Below are 17,665 nucleotides of genomic sequence, written 5' to 3'. Positions count from 1 at the left end.
CAGGAGCCGGATGCTCCGGGAGCACGCCATGTACCCGCACCACTGCTTCGTCCTCGCCTGCTGCCTGGGCGCTGCGCTGCCCGCCCCCGCCAGCGACCTCTTCGCCCCCGCCGAACTGAGCGACCAGGAGCTTTCCCAGTTGCGCGGGCGCTACGTGCTGCCGGGGCGGATCGTCAGCTTCGGGGTGACCATGAGCAGCACCTGGCAGAACGCCAGCGGCCAGGTCCTCGGCGCACGCGTCGACCTGCAGGTGCGGCAGAACCTGGCGCGCCCGGTCCTCAACGTCACCCTGGTCGATCGGCCAGGCGACGCCCCGCCACCCGTCGCCGGCAACGGCCAGGTCCTCGGCGGCGCCGGACTGGCGCAGACCCAGGGGGTCAGCCAGAGCATCCGCACCGCCGGCGACCACAACAGCGCCAGCAATGGCGTCAGCATCGAGGTCCGCCACGGCAAGGCGCCGCCGCCACTGCCGGGCGGCACGCCGCTGGAAGGTGCGCTCGCCCTCAGCGGCGAGACCGGCACGGTGAAGGTCACGCCGAACGGCGGCGCCCTGCAACTGGCGATCCAGGCCAGCGGCCAGGGCGCCAGCCTGCAAAGCCTCGGCGCCGGCGGCCTGGTGCAGAGCGTGGCGCTCAGCGGAAACCGCAACCTGGTGCAGAACCTGGCGGCGCTCGAGGTGATGCTCAAGGACCGGCCGGGCGCCGATCCGGCACTGAATTGCGCCTGGGAGCAATTGCGCGCGCTGCGCCCCAGCGGCTACTGAAAGTTGATCTAGTCTGAAATCACTGTGCTATCGGAAGGCCATAAAAACGGAACGGCAAACATGACCCAGACACTCTCGCTGCGAGCTGTCCTCTGCGCCACCACCCTGGTTTCCCCGTTCCTGGCGCAGGCCGCGACGGAATCCGAGGTCGAGGCGCTGAAGAAGGAACTCCTGGAGCTGCGCCAACGCTACGAGGCCCAGCAGAACGCCCTGATGGTCCTCGAACAGCGCGTGCGCCAGGTCGAGGCGCAACCCCAGGCGCCGCAGCCGCAACGCCTGGTCAAGTCGATCCAGCCGCCGGCGCAGGCGCGCAACGACGCCAACGCGGTCGCCGGCACCTACGGCGCCAGCCTCAAGGACGATGGCGCGCCCGCGCCCAGCGTGGAAAACATCTACCAGGACGCCAGCGGCTTCTTCGGCGGCGGCACCTTCAGCCTGGAGACCGGCCTCACCTACAGCCACTACGACACCCGCCAGTTGTTCCTCAACGGCTTCCTGGCGCTGGACTCGATCTTCCTCGGCAACATCGGCGTGGACCAGATCGATGCCGACATCTGGACCCTCGACCTGACCGGCCGCTACAACTGGAACCAGCGCTGGCAGGTGGATATCAACGCCCCGGTGGTCTATCGCGAATCGACCTACCAGTCCGCCGGCGCCGGCGGCTCGACCTCGCAGATCACCGAGAAATCGGTGACCGGCGACCCACGCCTGGGCGACGTCAGCTTCGGCGTCGCCTACAAGTTCCTCGACGAAAGCGAGAGCACCCCGGACGCGGTGGTCAGCCTGCGGGTCAAGGCGCCCACCGGCAAGGATCCCTACGGCATCAAGCTGAAGCAGGTACCGGGCAACAACAACCTCAACGTGCCCGACGACCTGCCCACCGGCAACGGCGTCTGGTCGATCACCCCGGGCATCTCGCTGGTGAAGACGGTGGACCCGGCGGTGCTGTTCGGCAGCCTGTCGTATACCTACAACTTCGAAGAGTCGTTCGACGACATCAACCCGCAGCAAGGCGTGAAGACCGGCGGCAAGGTCAAGCTCGGCAACTGGTTCCAGCTCGGCGTCGGCGTGGCCTTCGCGCTGAACGAGAAGATGAGCATGTCGTTCTCCTTCTCCGAACTGATCAGCCAGAAGAGCAAGGTCAAGCAGGACGGCCAGAGCTGGCAGACCGTCAGCGGCAGCGACGCCAACGCCGGCTACTTCGGCCTGGGCATGACCTATGCGGTGAGCAACAGGTTCAGCATCGTGCCCAGCCTGTCCATCGGCATCACTCCGGACGCGCCGGACTTCACCTTCGGCGTGAAATTCCCCTACTACTTCTGAGGGGCCACCGTTCGAGCCTGGGCATGCCTTACCCCTCGAAGGGATGCGTGAGCCTGGGAGCGATCCTCGCCTAGCTGCGCAGGGCGGATAACGCCGCAGGCGTTATCCGCCGGTAGCAACGGCTCCGTCCCTCTCAAGCCTCGCCAGCGAGCGCCCGCTCGACTTCCTCGCGCGAGGGGATCGAGGTCTGCGCGCCGAGGCGGGTCACCGAGATCGCCGCGGCGGCCTGGCCGAAGCGGATCGCCGCCGCCTCGTCGAGGCCGCGCGCAAGGGCCGCGGCGAAGCCACCGACGAAGGTGTCGCCGGCCGCCGTGGTATCCAGCGCCTTGACCCGCGCCACCGGGAAATGCTCGACCCGCCCCTCGCCCACCAGCAGGGCGCCCTGGGCGCCGAGGGTGACGATCACCCTGCCGGCGCCCATTTCGCGCAGGCGCTCGGCGGCACGTCCGGCGCTCTCCAGGGAGTCCACCGGCAGGCGGCAGAGCAGTTCGCTTTCGGTCTCGTTGGGGACCAGGTAGTCCACCAGCGGCAGCCAGTCCGCCGGCACGTCGCGGGTGGCCGGCGCCGGGTTGAGGATCACCGTCTTGCCCAGCGCATGGGCCCGGCGCAGCACATGACCAACCGTCTCCAGCGGGCTTTCCAGCTGGCAGACCACCACCTGCGCCTGCTCCAGCAAGTGTTCGTGGCGCGCCAGCACGGCCGGCGACAGGTGGCCGTTGCCGCCGGCGACGATGACGATGGCGTTCTGGCTGCTGTCGTCGACCACGATCAGCGCCACCCCGCTGGACTCCCCGGCCACCCGCTCGACGCCCTGGCAGTCGATGCCCTCGGCCTGTAGCGCACGGTACAGCTGGTCGCCGTAGGCATCGTCGCCAAGGCAGCCGATCATCGCCACCCCAGCGCCGAGACGCGCCGCGGCGACCGCCTGGTTGGCGCCCTTGCCGCCGGGAATGGTGGTGAAGGACTGCCCGGCGAGGGTCTCGCCGCCCCGTGGCAGGCGCGGCGCGCGCACTACCAGGTCCATGTTCAGGCTGCCCACCACCAGTACTTTCGCTTGCATCGTTGCGTCCTTGTTCCAGCCTCTCTCTAGCGAGGGCGCCCCCGGCGCCCGGTTCAGACCCGCACCAGCGGCGGCGCGGTGGATTCGCGCAGGACCAGCGCCGGCGCCACCACCCGCCGCTGCATCGGCTCCTCGCGCTCGGCGATGCGTTGCAGCAGCAGTTGCGCGGCGATCTCGCCGAGCAGGCGGATCGACTGGCCCACGGTGGTCAAGGCGGGAAACACGAAGCGGCTCAGCTCGATATCGTCGAAGCCGATCACCGACAGTTCGTGCGGCACCCTGATATTCAGCTCCGCCGCGGCGCGCAGCACGCCGATGCCGATCATGTCGTTGCCGGCGACGATCGCCGTCGGTCGCTCGCCCTCGCCGCCCAGCAGGCCGAGCGCCGCGTGGTAGCCGCCGGGGCTGCTGAACTCGCTTTCCAGCAGCCACTGCGGACGCACCTCCAGGCCGGCCTTGGCCATCGCCCGCCGGTAGCCCTCGACCCGCAGCGTCGAGACCTTGGTCGACAGCGGCCCGCCGATGCAGGCGATGTCGCGATGGCCCAGTTCGAGCAGGTGGCGGGTCGCCAGGTAGGCGCCCATCTCATGGTCGATCTGCACCCGGTCGGCTTCCACGCCTTCCACCTCGCGGTCGACGATCACGGTCGGCGTGCGCATGTTCGCCAGTCCCTTGGCCAGCGCGCCGTCGCCGCCGGCGGACGCCAGGACCAGGCCGTCGATGCGTTTCTCCTGGAGCACGCGCAGGTAGTTGGCCTGCTTCTGCGGGTTGTCGTCGGAGTTGCAGAGGATCACGCAGTAGCCGTTGCGCTCGCAGCAATCCTCGATGCCCCGCGACAGCTCGGCGAAATACGGGTTGGTACTGTTCGGCACCAGCAAGCCGATGATCGAGGTGGTGCGCACCTTCAGCGAGCGCGCCACCGCGCTGGGCACGTAGTGCAGCTGCGCGATGGCGTCCTCGACCTTCTTGCGCACCGCGTCGCTGACCGGCCGCGTCCTGTTCACCACATGCGATACGGTGGTGAAGGAAACCCCCGCCATCGCCGCCACGTCCTTCATTGTCGCCATCGTTCAGCCCTGTCTGCGGGCGCGATGGCTGCGGTAGGTATCCAGCACCACCGCTACCACGATCACCGCCCCGGTAATGATTCGTTTGGTCGGCTCCGACGCACCGATCTGCGCCAGCCCCGCCGCCAATACGGAAATGATCAGCACGCCGAAGAAGGTGCTGACCACCGAACCTCGCCCGCCCATCAGGCTGGTGCCGCCGATCACCACCGCGGCGATGACCTGGAGTTCCAGGCCGACCCCGGCGTTGGGATCGGCCGCTTCCAGACGCGAGATCTGGAACAGCGCGGCCAACCCGGCGAGCAGCCCCATCAGGGCGAATACTGCAATCTTATAGGGTTTCGGGTTCACACCGGCCAATCGCACCGCTTCTTCGTTGGTGCCGATGCCGATCAGGTAGCGGCCGAACACCGTGCGGGTGAGCACCGCCTGGGCGGCGAACATCACCAGCAGGGCGATCACGAAGGCCGGCGAGATGCCGAACGCCAGCGGATTGGACAGCCAGGCATAGGCGTCGCCGATATAGGCCGTGCGCGAGTCGGTCATCTGGTAGGCCAGCCCACGGGCCATCTCCAGCACCCCGAGGGACACGATGAACGAGGGAATCCGCCAGGCCACCGTGATCGAACCGGTGACGCAGCCGGCCAGGGTCGCGCAGGCCATCCCGAGCATCGCCGCCGGCAGCACGCCCCAGCCCCAGCCGAGCGTCGCCAGGCTTACCGCCGAGGCCGCCAGGGCCAGCACCGAACCTACCGAGAGATCGATGCCGCCGACGATCAGGATGAAGGTCATGCCCACCGCCAGCACCACCAGGTCGGGGATCTGGTTGGCGATGGCGAGGAAGGTGCCATAGCTGAGGAAGTGGCTGCTCAGCGCCGAGAACAGCGCGATCATCGCCAGCAGCGCGCCGGCCAGGCCGAGGTAGGTGCCCAGGCCGAAATAGTTGCCGCGTCGCAGGGTTGGCGCTGCGGCGGCGGTAGCGGAAGACGTCGGGTCGCTCATTTCTGGTTCCTTGCGTTGCGTGTTCACGACGTCGCCAGCAGCGCGTCGCGTTTCTTGTAACCGGCGAAGGCCGCCGCCAGCAGCGCGTCCTGGGTCCAGGCGTCGCGCTCGAAGGTGTCCACCATACGTCCCGCCGAGAGCACGCCGATGCGATCGCAGATCAGCATCAGCTCGCGCAGGTCGCTGGACACCACCACCAGCGCCTTGCCCCGGCGGGTCAGTTCGGCGAGCAAGGCATAGATGTCGAACTTGGCGCCGACGTCGATGCCACGGGTCGGCTCGTCGAACAGCAGCACCTGGCAGTCGCGTTCCAGCCAGCGGCCGATCACTACCTTCTGCTGGTTGCCGCCGGACAGTTCGCCCACCGCCTGCGCGGTGTCCGCGCAGCGCACCCGCAGCGCCTCCACCTGGCGCCGCGCCAGGGCCTCCTCGCGGCGCCGGTCGATCACCCCGTGGCGCGCCAGCGCCGGCAGGTTGCCCAGGGCCAGGTTGGCGCTGATCGACTGGTCCAGCAGCAGGCCCTCGCCCTTGCGGTCCTCGGTGATCAGCGCCACCCCCTGGCGCACCGAGTCGGCCGGCGAACGCAGGCTCAGGCGCTGCGGCGGATCGCCAAGCAGGACCTGACCGCCGTCGGCACGGTCGGCGCCGTAGATCAGGCGCAACAATTCGGTGCGCCCGGAGCCGATCAGTCCGGAAATGCCGAAGATCTCCCCCGCGCGCACCTCGAACGACACCTCATGCACCTTGCCGCGCCGGCTCAGCCGCTCCACCCGCAGCAGCGGCGCGCCGATCTGCCGTGGCCCCAGGTCGAAGCGCTCACCCAGCTCGCGGCCGACCATCAGGGTCACCAGTTGGTCGGCGTCGTAGCGCTCGATCGGCTCGACGCAGACCAGGCGGCCATCGCGCAACACCGCGATGCGCTGCGAAATCCGCGCCAGCTCTTCCAGGCGATGGGAGATGTAGACGATCGCCACGCCGCGTTCGCGCAGCCGCTCGACCTGCTCGAAGAGCATGTCCACCTCGCGCGCGGTAAGCATCGCCGTGGGTTCGTCGAGGATCAGCAAGCGGCAGTCGCCGATCAGGTTGCGGGCGATCTCGACCATCTGCTGGTGGCCGATGCCGAGGTCGCCGACCAGCGTGTCGGGATCGATCGCCTCCAGGCCGACCTGGGCCATCGCCTCGCGGGCCGCCGCGCGCAGGCGCCGACGGTCGATCCAGCCGGCGCGCCGGGGCAGGTCGTGGAGGAACAGGTTCTCCGCCACCGACAGGGTCGGCAGCAGGTTCAGTTCCTGCATCACCATGCGCACGCCCAGCGCCTCGGCCTCGCGGCGGCTAGCGGGGGCGTAGGGCCGGCCGAGGAGTTCCAGGCTGCCGGCGCCGGGACGCTCCAGGCCGCCGACGATCTTCGACAAGGTGCTCTTGCCGGCGCCGTTCTCACCGGTCAGGGCCAGCACCTCGCCGCCGAACAGTTGCAGGTCGATCTCCGCCAGCACCGGCTGCGCGTAGGTCTTGCCGACCCCGCGGATGCTCAGCAGCGGCAATGCGTCGCTAGACATGGGAAGGCTCCATCGGACGGCTCAGGGCGCGGTCACCAACTCGACAGGCGTCTCGACCACGCCGTCCTTCTCATGTTCCGGGGTTTGCCCGGCGAGCAGCTTGAGCGCGGTCTGGATACCGAACACCGCCTGCTTCGCGGCGAACTGGTCGGCAGTGGCCAGCACCCGGCCATCCTTGAGCATCGGCTTGATCGCCTGGATATTGTCGTAGCCGACCACCTTCACCTGCCCGGCGCGGCCCGCCGCGCGCACCGCTGATACCGCGCCGAGGGCCATGCTGTCGTTGCCGGCGAGCAGCGCCTTGAGGTCCGGATGCTCGTTGAGCATCGCCGAAGCCACCGCGTTGCCCTTCTCGATTTCCCAGTTGCCCGACTGCAAGGAGACGATCTTCATCCCCGCCGCGTCCATCGCATCCCTGAAGCCGGCGGTGCGCTGCTGGGCATTGGTGGTCGTGGAGACCCCTTCGATGATGCCGACCTCGTCGCCGGCCTTCAGTCGCTTCGCCAGGTACTCGCCGACCAGCCGCGCGCCCTTGCGGTTGTCGGGACCGACGAAGGGCACGCCGATCTTCTTCGCCTGCAGCACCTGCGGGTCGAAGCGGTTGTCGATGTTGACCACCACGATGCCGGCGTCCAGCGCTTTCTTCACCACCGGCACCAGCGCCTTGGAATCGGCCGGCGCGATCACCAGTGCGTCGACCCCGGAAACGATCATCTGCTCGACGATGCGGATCTGGCTGGAGGTATCGGTCTCGTCCTTGATGCCGTTGGAAACCAGTTCGAACCGGTCGGCATGCTCCTTCTGGTAGGCCTTGGCGCCGTCCTCCATGGTCAGGAAGAACTCGTTCGCCAGCGACTTCATCACCAGCGCGATCCTGGGCTTCTCGGGAGTTTCCGCGTGGACGGCGGACAGGGGCAGGAACGAGGAACAGGCAGTCAGCACAACGGCAGCCAACAGGCGCCGGGAAGCGACCCGCTTCATGGTGTATCCTCCAGCTTTTCTTATCGTTGTATTGAGGCTTTTCCAGGAGATTATCCAGACGCAAACGTTTGCGTTAGGTGAATATGCGTCGATCTGACAGATTCTGTCAATCGCCATGAGCAACTGTCGCGAACCGGTCGGGATCGGTTGGATTCTAGTTCGCTACGGCTGGGAAACGCAGGATATTTTGCTTGGCCGGCACATCTCCCGCCGCCCGCTCAGCGCAACCGGTGCTTGTGCAACAGGCGGTAGAAGGTCGGCCGCGACACCCCGAGCATCCGCGCGGCCACGCTGAGGTTGTCGCCGTAGCGGGCCAGCGCGTCGCACATCGCCTGGCGCTCGGCGCAGAGCTTGTAGACCTCCAGGCTGGACAACGGCGGGCCGTCGCCGCGCGCGCATTCCAGGCCGAGGTCCTGGGCCTCGATCTGCCGCCCCTCCGCCAGGACCAACCCGCGACGCACCCGGTTGGCCAGTTCGCGGACGTTGCCCGGCCAGGCGTGCATCGCCATCGCCGCCAGCGCGTCCTCGCTGAAGCGGCGCGGGCGGCGGCCGGTCTCCAGGCTGTAGAGCCGGGAGAAATGATTGGCCAGCAGCGGCAGGTCCTCGCTCCGTTCGCGCAACGGCGCGGTGCCGACCTGCAGGACGTTGAGCCGGTAGTAGAGATCCTCGCGGAACGTCCCGGCATCGATCGCCGCCTCCAGGTCGACATGGGTCGCCGCCAGCACCCGCACGTCCACCTCGACCGGCCGGCTACCGCCGACCCGCTCGATCTGCTGTTCCTGGAGAAAGCGCAACAGGTTGGCCTGCAACTCCAGCGGCAGGTCGCCGATCTCGTCGAGGAACAGAGTGCCGCCGTCGGCCGCCTCGATCCGTCCGACCTTGCGCTGGTGCGCGCCGGTGAAGGCGCCCTTCTCGTGGCCGAACAGCTCGGACTGGATCAGGTGCTCGGGAATCGCCCCGCAGTTGATCGCGACGAACGGCTTGTCCGCGCGCCGCGACTGCCGGTGCAGGGTACGCGCGACCAGTTCCTTGCCGGTGCCGCTCTCGCCACGGATCAGTACCGGCGAGTCGGTCGGCGCCAGCTTCGCCAGCAGCCGGCGCAGGTCGCGTACGGCCAGGCTCTCGCCGAGCAGTTCGTGCTCGCCCTCGGCATCGCCGGGCACCGTGCCGCGCCCGCGCAGGCGGGCCATGCCAAAGGCGCGGCCGAGGGTCACCTGCACCCGCGCCATGTCGAACGGCAAGGTATGGAAGTCGAAGAACCATTCGCAGACGAAATCGCCGACGCCATTCAGCGGCAAGGTGTCCGGGCTGAGCACGGCGATCCACTCGGTGCCGCTGCGGCTGATCAGGTCCTTCACCGTCTCCGGCCGCTCCAGGTGGAACGGCCGCAGGCGCAGCAGGCCGACGTCGCAAGCGCGTTCGCGCGCCGTTTCCAGCGCGCAGCTGTCCACTGCCCAACCCGCCTCGCGAAGGCCCGGCAACAGGCGCCGGCAATCGTCGCACGGGTCCACCACCAGCAGACGGCGGAGGTTCGATGCATCTAACATGTGTGCTCCTTTGCAGCGCCAATTCTTTGAACCGTCATAAAAACGGCATGTTGGCGCTCTGAAAGGAAAATCTAGCAATTTTTTGACGCGCGAAAGTGAATCTTTGTTTATATCGCCAATGCCGAAATCGTCTTATCAGTCGTAGCCGCGACGCTTGACTTCCAGGCGCCGGACGAACTCCTCCAGGACCAGCTTGTAGAGGTCGTCGCCGAGGTAGACATCTTCCACCCCGCAGTCGATGTTCGGGTTGTCGTTCACCTCGATCACCACCACCTTGTCGCCGGCCTGCTTCAGGTCTACCCCGTAGAGGCCGTCGCCGATCAGGTTGGCGGTCTTCACCGCCAGCTCCACCACCTTGCGCGGCGCCTCGTGCACGGGCATGGTGCGGAAATCGCCGCTGACCTCCTCGGCGTCCGGGCTGTGGTCGTAGATCTGCCAGTGGCCCTTGGACATGAAGTACTGGCAGGCGAAGATCGGCTTGCGGTTGAGCACGCCGATACGCCAGTCGTACTCGGTATAGAAGAACTCCTGGGCAAGGATCAGCACCGAGCGCTCGAACAGCTCGGCGCTGGCCGCCAGCAACTGCTCCTGGTCCTCCACCTTGATCACCCCGCGCGAGAAGCTGCCGTCGGGAATCTTCAGCACCAGCGGGAAGCCCAGGCGCTCGCCGACCTTCTCCAGTTCCTGCGGGTTCTCCTTGTAGAGAATCTCCGTGGCCGGCATGCCCAGCTTGTGGCTGCGCAGCAGGTCGGCCAGGTACACCTTGTTGGTGCAGCGCAGGATCGACACCGGGTCGTCCATCACCACCAACCCTTCGCTCTCGGCCTTCTTGGCGAAACGGTAGGTGTGGTCGGCGACATTGGTGGTCTCGCGGATGAACAGCGCGTCGTACTCGGCGATCCGCGAATAGTCCTTGCGCTCGATCAGGTCGACGTCGATGCCGAGGCTGCGGCCGACCCGCACGAAGTTCTTCAGCGCCTTGGCATCGGACGGCGGGAACGCCTCGCCGGGGTCGTGGAGGATCGCCAGATCGTAGCGGAACGGCTTGCGCGAACGCGGCTTGCGCCAGATCTGCCGGCTGAAGCTGTCCAGGGCGTTGGCGAAGAGGTCTTCCTGGTCCTCGCGCAGCTTGTGGATGGCGCCGGGCTTGATGCCCTCGATGTGCCAGGTGCGGTTGCGCTTGAACTCCACCAGCAGCAACGGGCAGGGAAACGCCTCGAACAACTGTCGCGCCAGGTCCTGCAACGGCTCGATGTCGGTACGGCCGAAATACAGGGTCAGGGTGAAACCATCGGTGCTGCCGTAGGGGTGCGCGGCCAGGGCCTTGTCCAGGGTGCGGTCGAGGTCCTCCAGGACCAGGCTGTACAGCGACTTCCTGGCCAGCTCGCTGATGGTCCGCACCGAGGGGATCACCTTGTGCCCGCGCGCCTCGGCGAGCAGCGAGCAGTAGTAGCCATGGCGCAGGTACTTGTAGTGCCGGCACAGGTTGATCACCTGGACCCGCTTGCCAGTGTCGTCGTCGATGGGCAGTTCCAGGTATTCCTGGGCGGTGACCACATCCTCGCTGGGGTAATAGGACGTCCAGTCTTCCTTGCGTTCCACGATGATGAACAGCTTGCTCACGACACCTCCCGGGGGGACAGCGAAACCACGGCGCATTCGGAACCGGCTTGCCGGCGCACGCATCCCGGCCAATACTCGGCGGGAATCCCTTGCGAAACCGCTCTATGGCGCCTGCCAGCAAACCGAAGCGTACAGCACCCATTACAGCACGCCCGCGCGGAAGTTCCCGCCCGCGGCCGTGGAGACCGCTATGAACCTGACCCTCCGCCCGGCCGGCGCGGACGACCTGTCCGCCCTGGTCGAGCTGGAAAACCGCTGCTTCGACTACGATCGCCTGTCCCGCCGCAACTTCCAGTGGATGCTCACCCGCGCCCACGCCAGCCTGACGGTAGCCGAGGGCGACGGCGGCGTGCTCGGCTACGCCCTGGTGCTGTTCCACGAAGGCACCTCGCTGGCCCGCCTCTACTCCATCGCCATCGACCCGCGCGCCCGCGGCATCGGCCTCGGCCAGAAGCTGCTGGAAGCCGCCGAGCAGGCCGCGCGGGACAACGACCGCGCCTACATGCGCCTGGAAGTGCGCCCGGACAACCGTGGCGCCATCGCCCTCTACGAGCGCAACGGCTACCGTCCCTTCGCCACCGTGCGCGACTACTACGAGGACCACAGCGAAGCGCTGCGCTTCGAGAAACGCATCCGCAACCCCGGCCACGACCAGCGCCGCCACGTGCCCTTCTACCGGCAGACCACCGATTTCACCTGCGGCCCGGCCTGCCTGCTAATGGCCATGGGCGCGCTGCAACCGGAGCGCCAGTTGACCCGCCGCGAGGAACTGCGCCTGTGGCGCGAGGCGACCACCATCTACATGACCGCCGGGCACGGCGGCTGTAGCCCCCAGGGCCTGGCGCTGGCCGCCTGGCGGCGCGGCTTCCGGGTCAAGCTGGTGCTGTCCGCCAGCGGCCCGCTGTTCCTCGACGGCGTACGCAACGAAGACAAGAAGGCGGTGATGCGCCTGGTCCACGAGGACTTCTGCGAGGAACTGGACGCCTCGGGCGTCGAGCAGAAGCGCTCGGCCAGGCTCGACATCCCGCGCCAGCTGGCCCGGGGCGGCCAGCCGCTGGTGCTGATCAGCAGCTACCGCCTGACCCGCTCCAAGGCCCCGCACTGGGTGCTGGTCACCCACTACGACGAGGACTTCGTCTACCTCCACGATCCCGACGTCGACCACAGCCAGCACCGCCAGCCGCTGGACTGCCAGCACATCCCGGTAAGCCACGCCGAGTTCGACAAGATGAGCCGCTTCGGCCGCAGCAAGCTGCGCGCGGCGGTGATCCTGTTCAACCCGGAATGATCCGCATCGCCCCGCCCTGCGGCGGGGAGATGTTCTCGCCTATCAATCAATTCCATCGATAGTGGCTAGTGAGACTATCCATTTTTCATTCGCCAACGCCGATGTTTACATAGTCGCCAGATCCCCGAATAACCAGAACGGAACTGGAGACGACACCATGAGCTACTCCGCCAAATCCTTCTCGGCCCTGATCAATGCCATGCGCGCCGACGGCATCACCCGTCTGGAACAACTGGCCCGCCAGCCCTTCCGCAACGCCCAGGGCTTCTGGAGCGCGGAGGCGAAGAAATGAAAGCCCTGCTCGACCGCCGTACCGATCCCACCTGGATGCTCTACGCCGCAATCATCGCCTGGCTGGCCTTCTCCGGTCTCTGACCGGCAGGCCACCGGCGCCTCGCCCTGCCGTTCCACGACGCTCCGGCGTCCACCTTTCTCCGGTGAAATACCGAGCTTTCGTCGCCAACATCGCCAGGCGAGGCCTGCGCAAACGTTTCACCCGTTCGCTGTCAAGAAAACCTTGTCAAAAAAGCTGATAGCAGCTTGCCAATATGCCAACGCCTTGGCATAACGGTGCCCAAAAAAGGCCTACAAGGACGTTCCTGATGCGCACCGTGAAAAAGGCTCTGCTGGTTGTCGGCGTGATCGTGCTGGCGGTCGTCGGGGTGGTGGTCTACTACGTCGCCAATCCCAACCTGCCCCACTACCAGGCGCCGAGCGAGGTACGCTACCTGCCGCAATGGCAGGACGAGGCCCGCCAGCGCTTCTACTACACGCCCCAGGGCACCCTGGTGAAGGGCCTGCACTACGACTGGTTCACCGCCCTCGAACTGCCCTTCTCCGAAGAACCCTTCGCCGCCCCCGAATACCTCGCCCGCTTCGGCTTCCTCGTCGATCCGCAGCAGAAGGCCAGCGACCTCAACCCCGGCAACCTGCCGGTGGGCTTCAGCCAGCACCGCGACGAGAAGACCGGCACCCGCTACCTGGACATCACCTGCGCCGCCTGCCACACCGGCGAACTGCGCTACCAGGGCAAGTCGCTGCGCATCGACGGCGGCGCCGCCATGCACTCCATCGCCGCCACCGTGCCGACTCTGCGCGGCGGCGCCTTCGGCCAGGCGCTCGGCGCGAGCATGGCCGCCACCTACTACAACCCGTTCAAGTTCAACCGCTTCGCCAGGAAAGTCCTCGGCGAACGCTACGAACAGGACAAGTCGCAACTGCGCGCCGACTTCAAGGCCGTGCTCGACACCCTCCTGCGCACCGCCTGGAACGACACCCGCCGCCACCTCTACCCCACCGAGGAAGGCCCCGGCCGCACCGACGCTTTCGGGCGCATCGCCAACAGCGTCTTCGGCGATGCCATCGACCCGGGCAACTACCGCGTCGCCAACGCCCCGGTGAGCTATCCGCAGGTCTGGGACATCTGGAAATTCGACTGGGTGCAATGGAACGGCTCGGCCATGCAGCCGATGGCGCGCAATATCGGCGAGGCCCTCGGCGTCGGCGCGCGCCTGCAGATCTTCGACGAGCACGGCCAGCCGCTGCGGGGCGAGCAGCGCTACGCCTCCAGCGTACGCCTGCACGACCTGCACGCCCTGGAAGAAACCCTGCAACAACTGAAACCGCCGACTTGGCCGGAAGACCTCTTCGGCCGCATCGACCTGCAACGCGCCTCCCAGGGCCGCGCCCTGTTCGAAGCCAACTGCGCCTTCTGCCATGCACCCAAGGTGCAACCGGCGGAATACGCCGCCCCCGGACGCAATCCCGAGTGGCGCATGCACATGGTGCCGACCGAGGTGATCGGCACCGATCCGACCACCGCCGACAACATCGCCGACCACCGCTACGACCTGCGCAAGCTCGGCTGGAGCGTCGACGAACTGGCGCGGATGAACGTCCAGCTGATCGGCGCCGATCCGCAGCAACTCGACCTCTCGCAACTGTCCTCGGCCAAGGGCCTGGCCTACATCACCGCCTTCGTCGAGCAGCGCGCCTACCGGGACGCCGGCATCCCGCCGGAACAGCAGAAGACCATGAACGGCTTTGACCTGCCGATCGGCGTACAGGAACTGCGCGCCTACAAGGCCCGCCCGCTGGACGGCGTCTGGGCGACCCCGCCGTTCCTGCACAACGGCTCGGTGCCCAACCTGTTCCAGCTGCTCTCCCCGGCCGCCGAACGCTCGCCGCAGTTCTACGTCGGCACCTTCGAATTCGATCCGAAATTCGTTGGATTCCGCACCGAGAAATTCCCCGGCGGCTTCCTCCTCGACACCCGTCTCACCGGCAACCGTAACAGCGGCCACGAATTCCGCGACGGCTGCCGGCAGAACGGCGTGATCGGCCGCGCCCTCAGCCCGGAAGAACGCTGGGCGCTGGTGGAATACCTGAAGGTGCTCGGCAACCCCGAATTCGAGCGCCGCCTGGTCCCGGCCCAGACCCCACCCTGGACGCCCGGCCCGAAATGCCCGGCGCCGGAGCAACGGACCGCGCAACGCTGAACCTGGGAAATGGAGAAGCGCGAGGCATGGCGCCGCCGCCCCTCTCCACCCCGAGCAGCCCCTCTCCCTTCAGGGGGGACGCCTGGCCAGAGGACGGGGAGAAGCAATCGTGGCGCACTCCCCGCCCAAGAAGAATAAAAGCCCACAGCCTACGCACACCACCAAGGACACACACTCCATGCGCGCACTCCTCACCCACGCCTGGCTGTTCCTCGGCAAATGGCTCGGCCGCCTGCTCCTCCTGCTGCTGGCCGTCGGCCTCGGCGGCTGGGCCATCGGCAGCCTCTACTACGCCTGGAAATTCTCCGGCCCGGTGTCCGCGGAAGAGCAGATCGCCCCGGACGAAGCCCGCATCACCCAGGCGATCATCCAGGACGCCATCCGCGTGGTCGAACAGCACCGCGACAACACCCGCGTCCTGCGCGATGCCCACGCCAAGGCCCACGGCTGCGTGAAGGCCGAGTTCAAGGTACGCGCCGACCTCGACCCGACCCTGCGTCGCGGCGTGTTCGCCGAAGCGGGCAAGAGCTGGAACGCCTGGGTGCGCTTCTCCAACGGCAACGCCTACCCGCAGTTCGACAGCAAGAACGACGCGCGCGGCATGGCCATAAAACTGCTCGACGTGCCCGGCGAAAAACTCCTGCCCGGCCGCGGCCATGACGGCGAGCAGGACTTCGTCATGTTCAACCAGCCGGTGTTCTTCATCCGCGACATCGCCGAATACCGGCAGAACTTCGCCGCCCAGGCCGACGGCAAGAAAGCCCTGGCCTTCTTCCCCAACTGGAACCCCGCCAGCTGGGAACTGCGCCACCTGCTGATCGCCCTGCGCACCCTCGCCCCCGCCCCGGACAGCCCGCTGCACGCCGGCTACAACGGCATCTCGCCGTACAAGCTGGGCGAACACAACATCAAGTTCCGCGTCGTCCCCGCCCCGGAGAAGTGCCCGGCCTACCAGCTACCGAAGCAGAACCAGGACCTGCCCAACTTCCTCCGCGCCGCCCTGTACCAGCAACTCTCCATCGACCGCACCCCCGCCTGCTACGCCTTCCAGGTGCAGCGCCAGGACCCGGCCAAGTACATGCCCATCGAAGACACCAGCGTCGAATGGAAGGAGTCGGACGCGCCCTTCGCTACCATAGCCGACATCATTGTGCCAGCTCAGGATTTCGATAGCCGGGAACAGAACCTGTTCTGTGACAACCTCTCGTTCAACCCCTGGCACGCACTGCCGGAGCATCGGCCGATCGGCGGGATCAACCGGTTGCGGAAGGCGGTTTACGAGGCGGTCAGTGGGTATAGGTTGGGGAGGAATGGGTGAGGGTTTAGGGGGAGGAGTGCTTGGTGTTACGTTGATCGGGAATGGCCAGAATCGGCCAGAAACGGCCATTCGATCAACGCGCTTTCAGGTCTATCAAGCACGTGACGCGTCACCGTTGAGCACCTTAACTAGAACGCGTTCCTACCGATTGATACACGACCATCAACTTACAGTGTCTGGCAGGTGACAAATGAGCTGAGCAGTACTGCATCTTGGAATGCGGAGCCAACCCATACTGGCTCTGAGTCGCCTGCAGGCTGCCAAACGCTATATGAAGAACCCACAAGGCTGTGGAGCAGGCATTGGCGTGATAGTGGCAAGAGGCTATTCTCGCGTCGAGACGACCATCATAAGCTTCTGCTTGATACCTCTCTTTCATTTCCAGCGTCTAGGCCTACATTTAGAAGATTTTTTAAAAGGAAATTTATTATGAATATGCCTGAAGAAAAAATAATCTCTAAAGATTCTGCTCAGTCATCTCCGCACCAGATGATCGTATTGAATGCGATTACGGCAGATCTATTTAAAGCTCAGAACGGAGCATTGACATATTACGATGCGAAGATAGGAAAAAACTGGGATCTCAAAAAAAATACCGCATTGGATTTTGTTAAAGTAATCGAGAGAAAGTTTGCGAAAAATAACAAGTTTCATGGCTATTTCTCTCCCAAGAACCAGCACATGGCTCCAGTAGTTCTGCAGGAGTTCGTAGATGGAAAGATCCGCTTCGAGCAACTGGTTAAGGCGTTTGTTGATAATGCCTGTGATGAGGCTAACTTACCAACTCGTGGGACTTTGACTTTGGGTCACTTGGTAATGGTTCATTACAAAACTCAGAATGACGCTGATGATGTCGGTAGATTTCTAGCTGTGCTTGTGGGCAAGCAAGATGGATTCGATTTCGACTCTGATCTCCAACCAGTTGATCTAACAAGTATTAATACTAGCGAGCTTCGCCACGCTGCAATGTTTGACTTGACCCTATTCAAAGAGACCTTTCCCAAGAATGACGGAGATGCATATCTAAAGTTTATTACTGGAAAATCGAAAAGTGCATTTCTGAAAGACGCCTTCGGGTGTTCCGATCACATACCTAATCGAGATAGTGTGGAGCAAGTGCGTGCCGCCGTATTGGATTTCTTAAATGATCCATCTATCCCAGAGTCGCGGCGTCTAAAGATCGTAAATGGTGTGACTATGCATCTTGTGGTTGCCGCTAAAAAAAATATCTCTGTCTCCATTCAGGATATTCAGAAAGTAATAAATGACTCTCTACCTTTGGGGTCAAATAAGATTGATGGTTTTAGTGGTTTTGTAAATGATGGTGGCTATACGATTAGTGAAAGATTTCAGCCGACCCGTATAAGTGCACAGCTTTTACAGAACGTGGAGATTGCTGATCCTCAAGCTGGCTTTAAATGCAGTATTAATATTCAGTCTATTAGTTATGCTGACGCTGAAGATAGAAAAATCATAACGGTAGATGAAGACCTTACAAGTATCAACATACCTCTCACTCCGCAGGCGCGAGAGGTCATTAAGAAGATACTCGGTGGAAAGGGAGAATTAGATCAGCAGCGAACAGATACGGTCGACACTGCCTCTGGTCAATAAAGGGAAGTAAATAGACGAGATA

Annotated in this window: 14 protein-coding genes; 7 read left to right on the top strand and 7 right to left on the bottom strand. The window is 65.0% G+C overall.

The window, feature by feature from the left end; translation table 11 throughout:
• Positions 1-10: 10 nt before the first annotated feature.
• Complete coding sequence (locus tag VQ065_RS15310; RefSeq protein ID WP_003088312.1) at positions 11-763, top strand: hypothetical protein; 753 nt, start codon at positions 11-13, stop codon at positions 761-763.
• A gap of 60 nt (positions 764-823) precedes the next feature.
• Positions 824-2,089: a transporter gene (locus VQ065_RS15305; RefSeq protein ID WP_003088309.1), complete on the top strand. Its 1,266-nt coding sequence runs from the start codon at positions 824-826 to the stop codon at positions 2,087-2,089.
• A gap of 133 nt (positions 2,090-2,222) precedes the next feature.
• On the opposite strand, the gene rbsK is transcribed toward VQ065_RS15305, so the two are convergent.
• From rbsK to VQ065_RS15270, 7 genes are all read right to left on the bottom strand, one after another.
• The gene (rbsK, locus tag VQ065_RS15300; protein ID WP_003088307.1) at positions 2,223-3,149 is read right to left on the bottom strand and encodes a ribokinase; all 927 of its coding nucleotides are present in this window, start codon (positions 3,147-3,149) and stop codon (positions 2,223-2,225) included.
• 53 nt (positions 3,150-3,202) lie between these two features.
• Positions 3,203-4,216 carry a LacI family DNA-binding transcriptional regulator gene (locus VQ065_RS15295; protein ID WP_003119158.1) on the bottom strand — a complete coding sequence of 338 codons (1,014 nt, stop codon included), beginning with the start codon at positions 4,214-4,216 and terminating at the stop codon, positions 3,203-3,205.
• Between the two features lie 3 nt (positions 4,217-4,219).
• Complete coding sequence (locus tag VQ065_RS15290) at positions 4,220-5,218, bottom strand: ABC transporter permease (protein ID WP_003088303.1); 999 nt, start codon at positions 5,216-5,218, stop codon at positions 4,220-4,222.
• Between the two features lie 23 nt (positions 5,219-5,241).
• Complete coding sequence (locus tag VQ065_RS15285) at positions 5,242-6,774, bottom strand: sugar ABC transporter ATP-binding protein (RefSeq protein ID WP_003088299.1); 1,533 nt, start codon at positions 6,772-6,774, stop codon at positions 5,242-5,244.
• A 21-nt stretch (positions 6,775-6,795) separates the two neighbouring features.
• Positions 6,796-7,755: a sugar ABC transporter substrate-binding protein gene (locus VQ065_RS15280; protein WP_003088297.1), complete on the bottom strand. Its 960-nt coding sequence runs from the start codon at positions 7,753-7,755 to the stop codon at positions 6,796-6,798.
• Positions 7,756-7,973: 218 nt separating this feature from the next.
• On the bottom strand, positions 7,974-9,302 hold the full coding sequence (locus VQ065_RS15275) for a sigma-54 dependent transcriptional regulator (RefSeq protein ID WP_003088295.1): 1,329 nt from the start codon (positions 9,300-9,302) through the stop codon (positions 7,974-7,976).
• Between the two features lie 135 nt (positions 9,303-9,437).
• Positions 9,438-10,925: a RimK family protein gene (locus VQ065_RS15270; protein ID WP_003088294.1), complete on the bottom strand. Its 1,488-nt coding sequence runs from the start codon at positions 10,923-10,925 to the stop codon at positions 9,438-9,440.
• A gap of 190 nt (positions 10,926-11,115) precedes the next feature.
• Between VQ065_RS15270 and VQ065_RS15265 the strand changes: the two genes are divergently transcribed.
• From VQ065_RS15265 to VQ065_RS15245, 5 genes are all read left to right on the top strand, one after another.
• Positions 11,116-12,213, top strand: a complete 1,098-nt coding sequence (locus VQ065_RS15265) for a GNAT family N-acetyltransferase/peptidase C39 family protein (RefSeq protein WP_003088292.1) — start codon at positions 11,116-11,118, stop codon at positions 12,211-12,213.
• 157 nt (positions 12,214-12,370) lie between these two features.
• Positions 12,371-12,505, top strand: coding sequence for a hypothetical protein (locus VQ065_RS15260; RefSeq protein WP_003088290.1), 135 nt, complete (start codon positions 12,371-12,373; stop codon positions 12,503-12,505).
• A gap of 310 nt (positions 12,506-12,815) precedes the next feature.
• On the top strand, positions 12,816-14,711 hold the full coding sequence (locus VQ065_RS15255) for a di-heme-cytochrome C peroxidase (protein WP_003088288.1): 1,896 nt from the start codon (positions 12,816-12,818) through the stop codon (positions 14,709-14,711).
• 178 nt (positions 14,712-14,889) lie between these two features.
• A complete protein-coding gene (locus VQ065_RS15250) occupies positions 14,890-16,029 on the top strand; it encodes a catalase family protein (protein WP_003088286.1) in 1,140 nt (379 codons plus the stop codon).
• Between the two features lie 429 nt (positions 16,030-16,458).
• The gene (locus tag VQ065_RS15245; protein ID WP_003088284.1) at positions 16,459-17,643 is read left to right on the top strand and encodes a nucleoid-associated protein; all 1,185 of its coding nucleotides are present in this window, start codon (positions 16,459-16,461) and stop codon (positions 17,641-17,643) included.
• Positions 17,644-17,665 lie beyond the last annotated feature (22 nt).

The organism is Pseudomonas sp. KBN10P06128 (genome assembly GCF_037574945.1).
Lineage (GTDB): Bacteria > Pseudomonadota > Gammaproteobacteria > Pseudomonadales > Pseudomonadaceae > Pseudomonas > Pseudomonas aeruginosa.
The sequence above is the reverse complement of the archived record's forward strand: the minus strand, read 5'-3'. Positions and strand labels throughout refer to the sequence as shown.

What these genes read in the sequence shown, in the direction of transcription:
- VQ065_RS15305 (WP_003088309.1), top strand. Translation starts at nt 824, where the DNA reads ATGACCCAGACACTCTCGCTGCGAGCTGTCCTCTGCGCCACCACCCTG.
- VQ065_RS15255 (WP_003088288.1), top strand. Translation starts at nt 12,816, where the DNA reads ATGCGCACCGTGAAAAAGGCTCTGCTGGTTGTCGGCGTGATCGTGCTG.
- VQ065_RS15275 (WP_003088295.1), bottom strand. Translation starts at nt 9,302, where the DNA reads ATGTTAGATGCATCGAACCTCCGCCGTCTGCTGGTGGTGGACCCGTGC.
- VQ065_RS15310 (WP_003088312.1), top strand. Translation starts at nt 11, where the DNA reads ATGCTCCGGGAGCACGCCATGTACCCGCACCACTGCTTCGTCCTCGCC.
- rbsK (WP_003088307.1), bottom strand. Translation starts at nt 3,149, where the DNA reads ATGCAAGCGAAAGTACTGGTGGTGGGCAGCCTGAACATGGACCTGGTA.
- VQ065_RS15285 (WP_003088299.1), bottom strand. Translation starts at nt 6,774, where the DNA reads ATGTCTAGCGACGCATTGCCGCTGCTGAGCATCCGCGGGGTCGGCAAG.
- VQ065_RS15280 (WP_003088297.1), bottom strand. Translation starts at nt 7,755, where the DNA reads ATGAAGCGGGTCGCTTCCCGGCGCCTGTTGGCTGCCGTTGTGCTGACT.
- VQ065_RS15295 (WP_003119158.1), bottom strand. Translation starts at nt 4,216, where the DNA reads ATGGCGACAATGAAGGACGTGGCGGCGATGGCGGGGGTTTCCTTCACC.
- VQ065_RS15265 (WP_003088292.1), top strand. Translation starts at nt 11,116, where the DNA reads ATGAACCTGACCCTCCGCCCGGCCGGCGCGGACGACCTGTCCGCCCTG.
- VQ065_RS15260 (WP_003088290.1), top strand. Translation starts at nt 12,371, where the DNA reads ATGAGCTACTCCGCCAAATCCTTCTCGGCCCTGATCAATGCCATGCGC.
- VQ065_RS15245 (WP_003088284.1), top strand. Translation starts at nt 16,459, where the DNA reads ATGAATATGCCTGAAGAAAAAATAATCTCTAAAGATTCTGCTCAGTCA.
- VQ065_RS15250 (WP_003088286.1), top strand. Translation starts at nt 14,890, where the DNA reads ATGCGCGCACTCCTCACCCACGCCTGGCTGTTCCTCGGCAAATGGCTC.
- VQ065_RS15290 (WP_003088303.1), bottom strand. Translation starts at nt 5,218, where the DNA reads ATGAGCGACCCGACGTCTTCCGCTACCGCCGCCGCAGCGCCAACCCTG.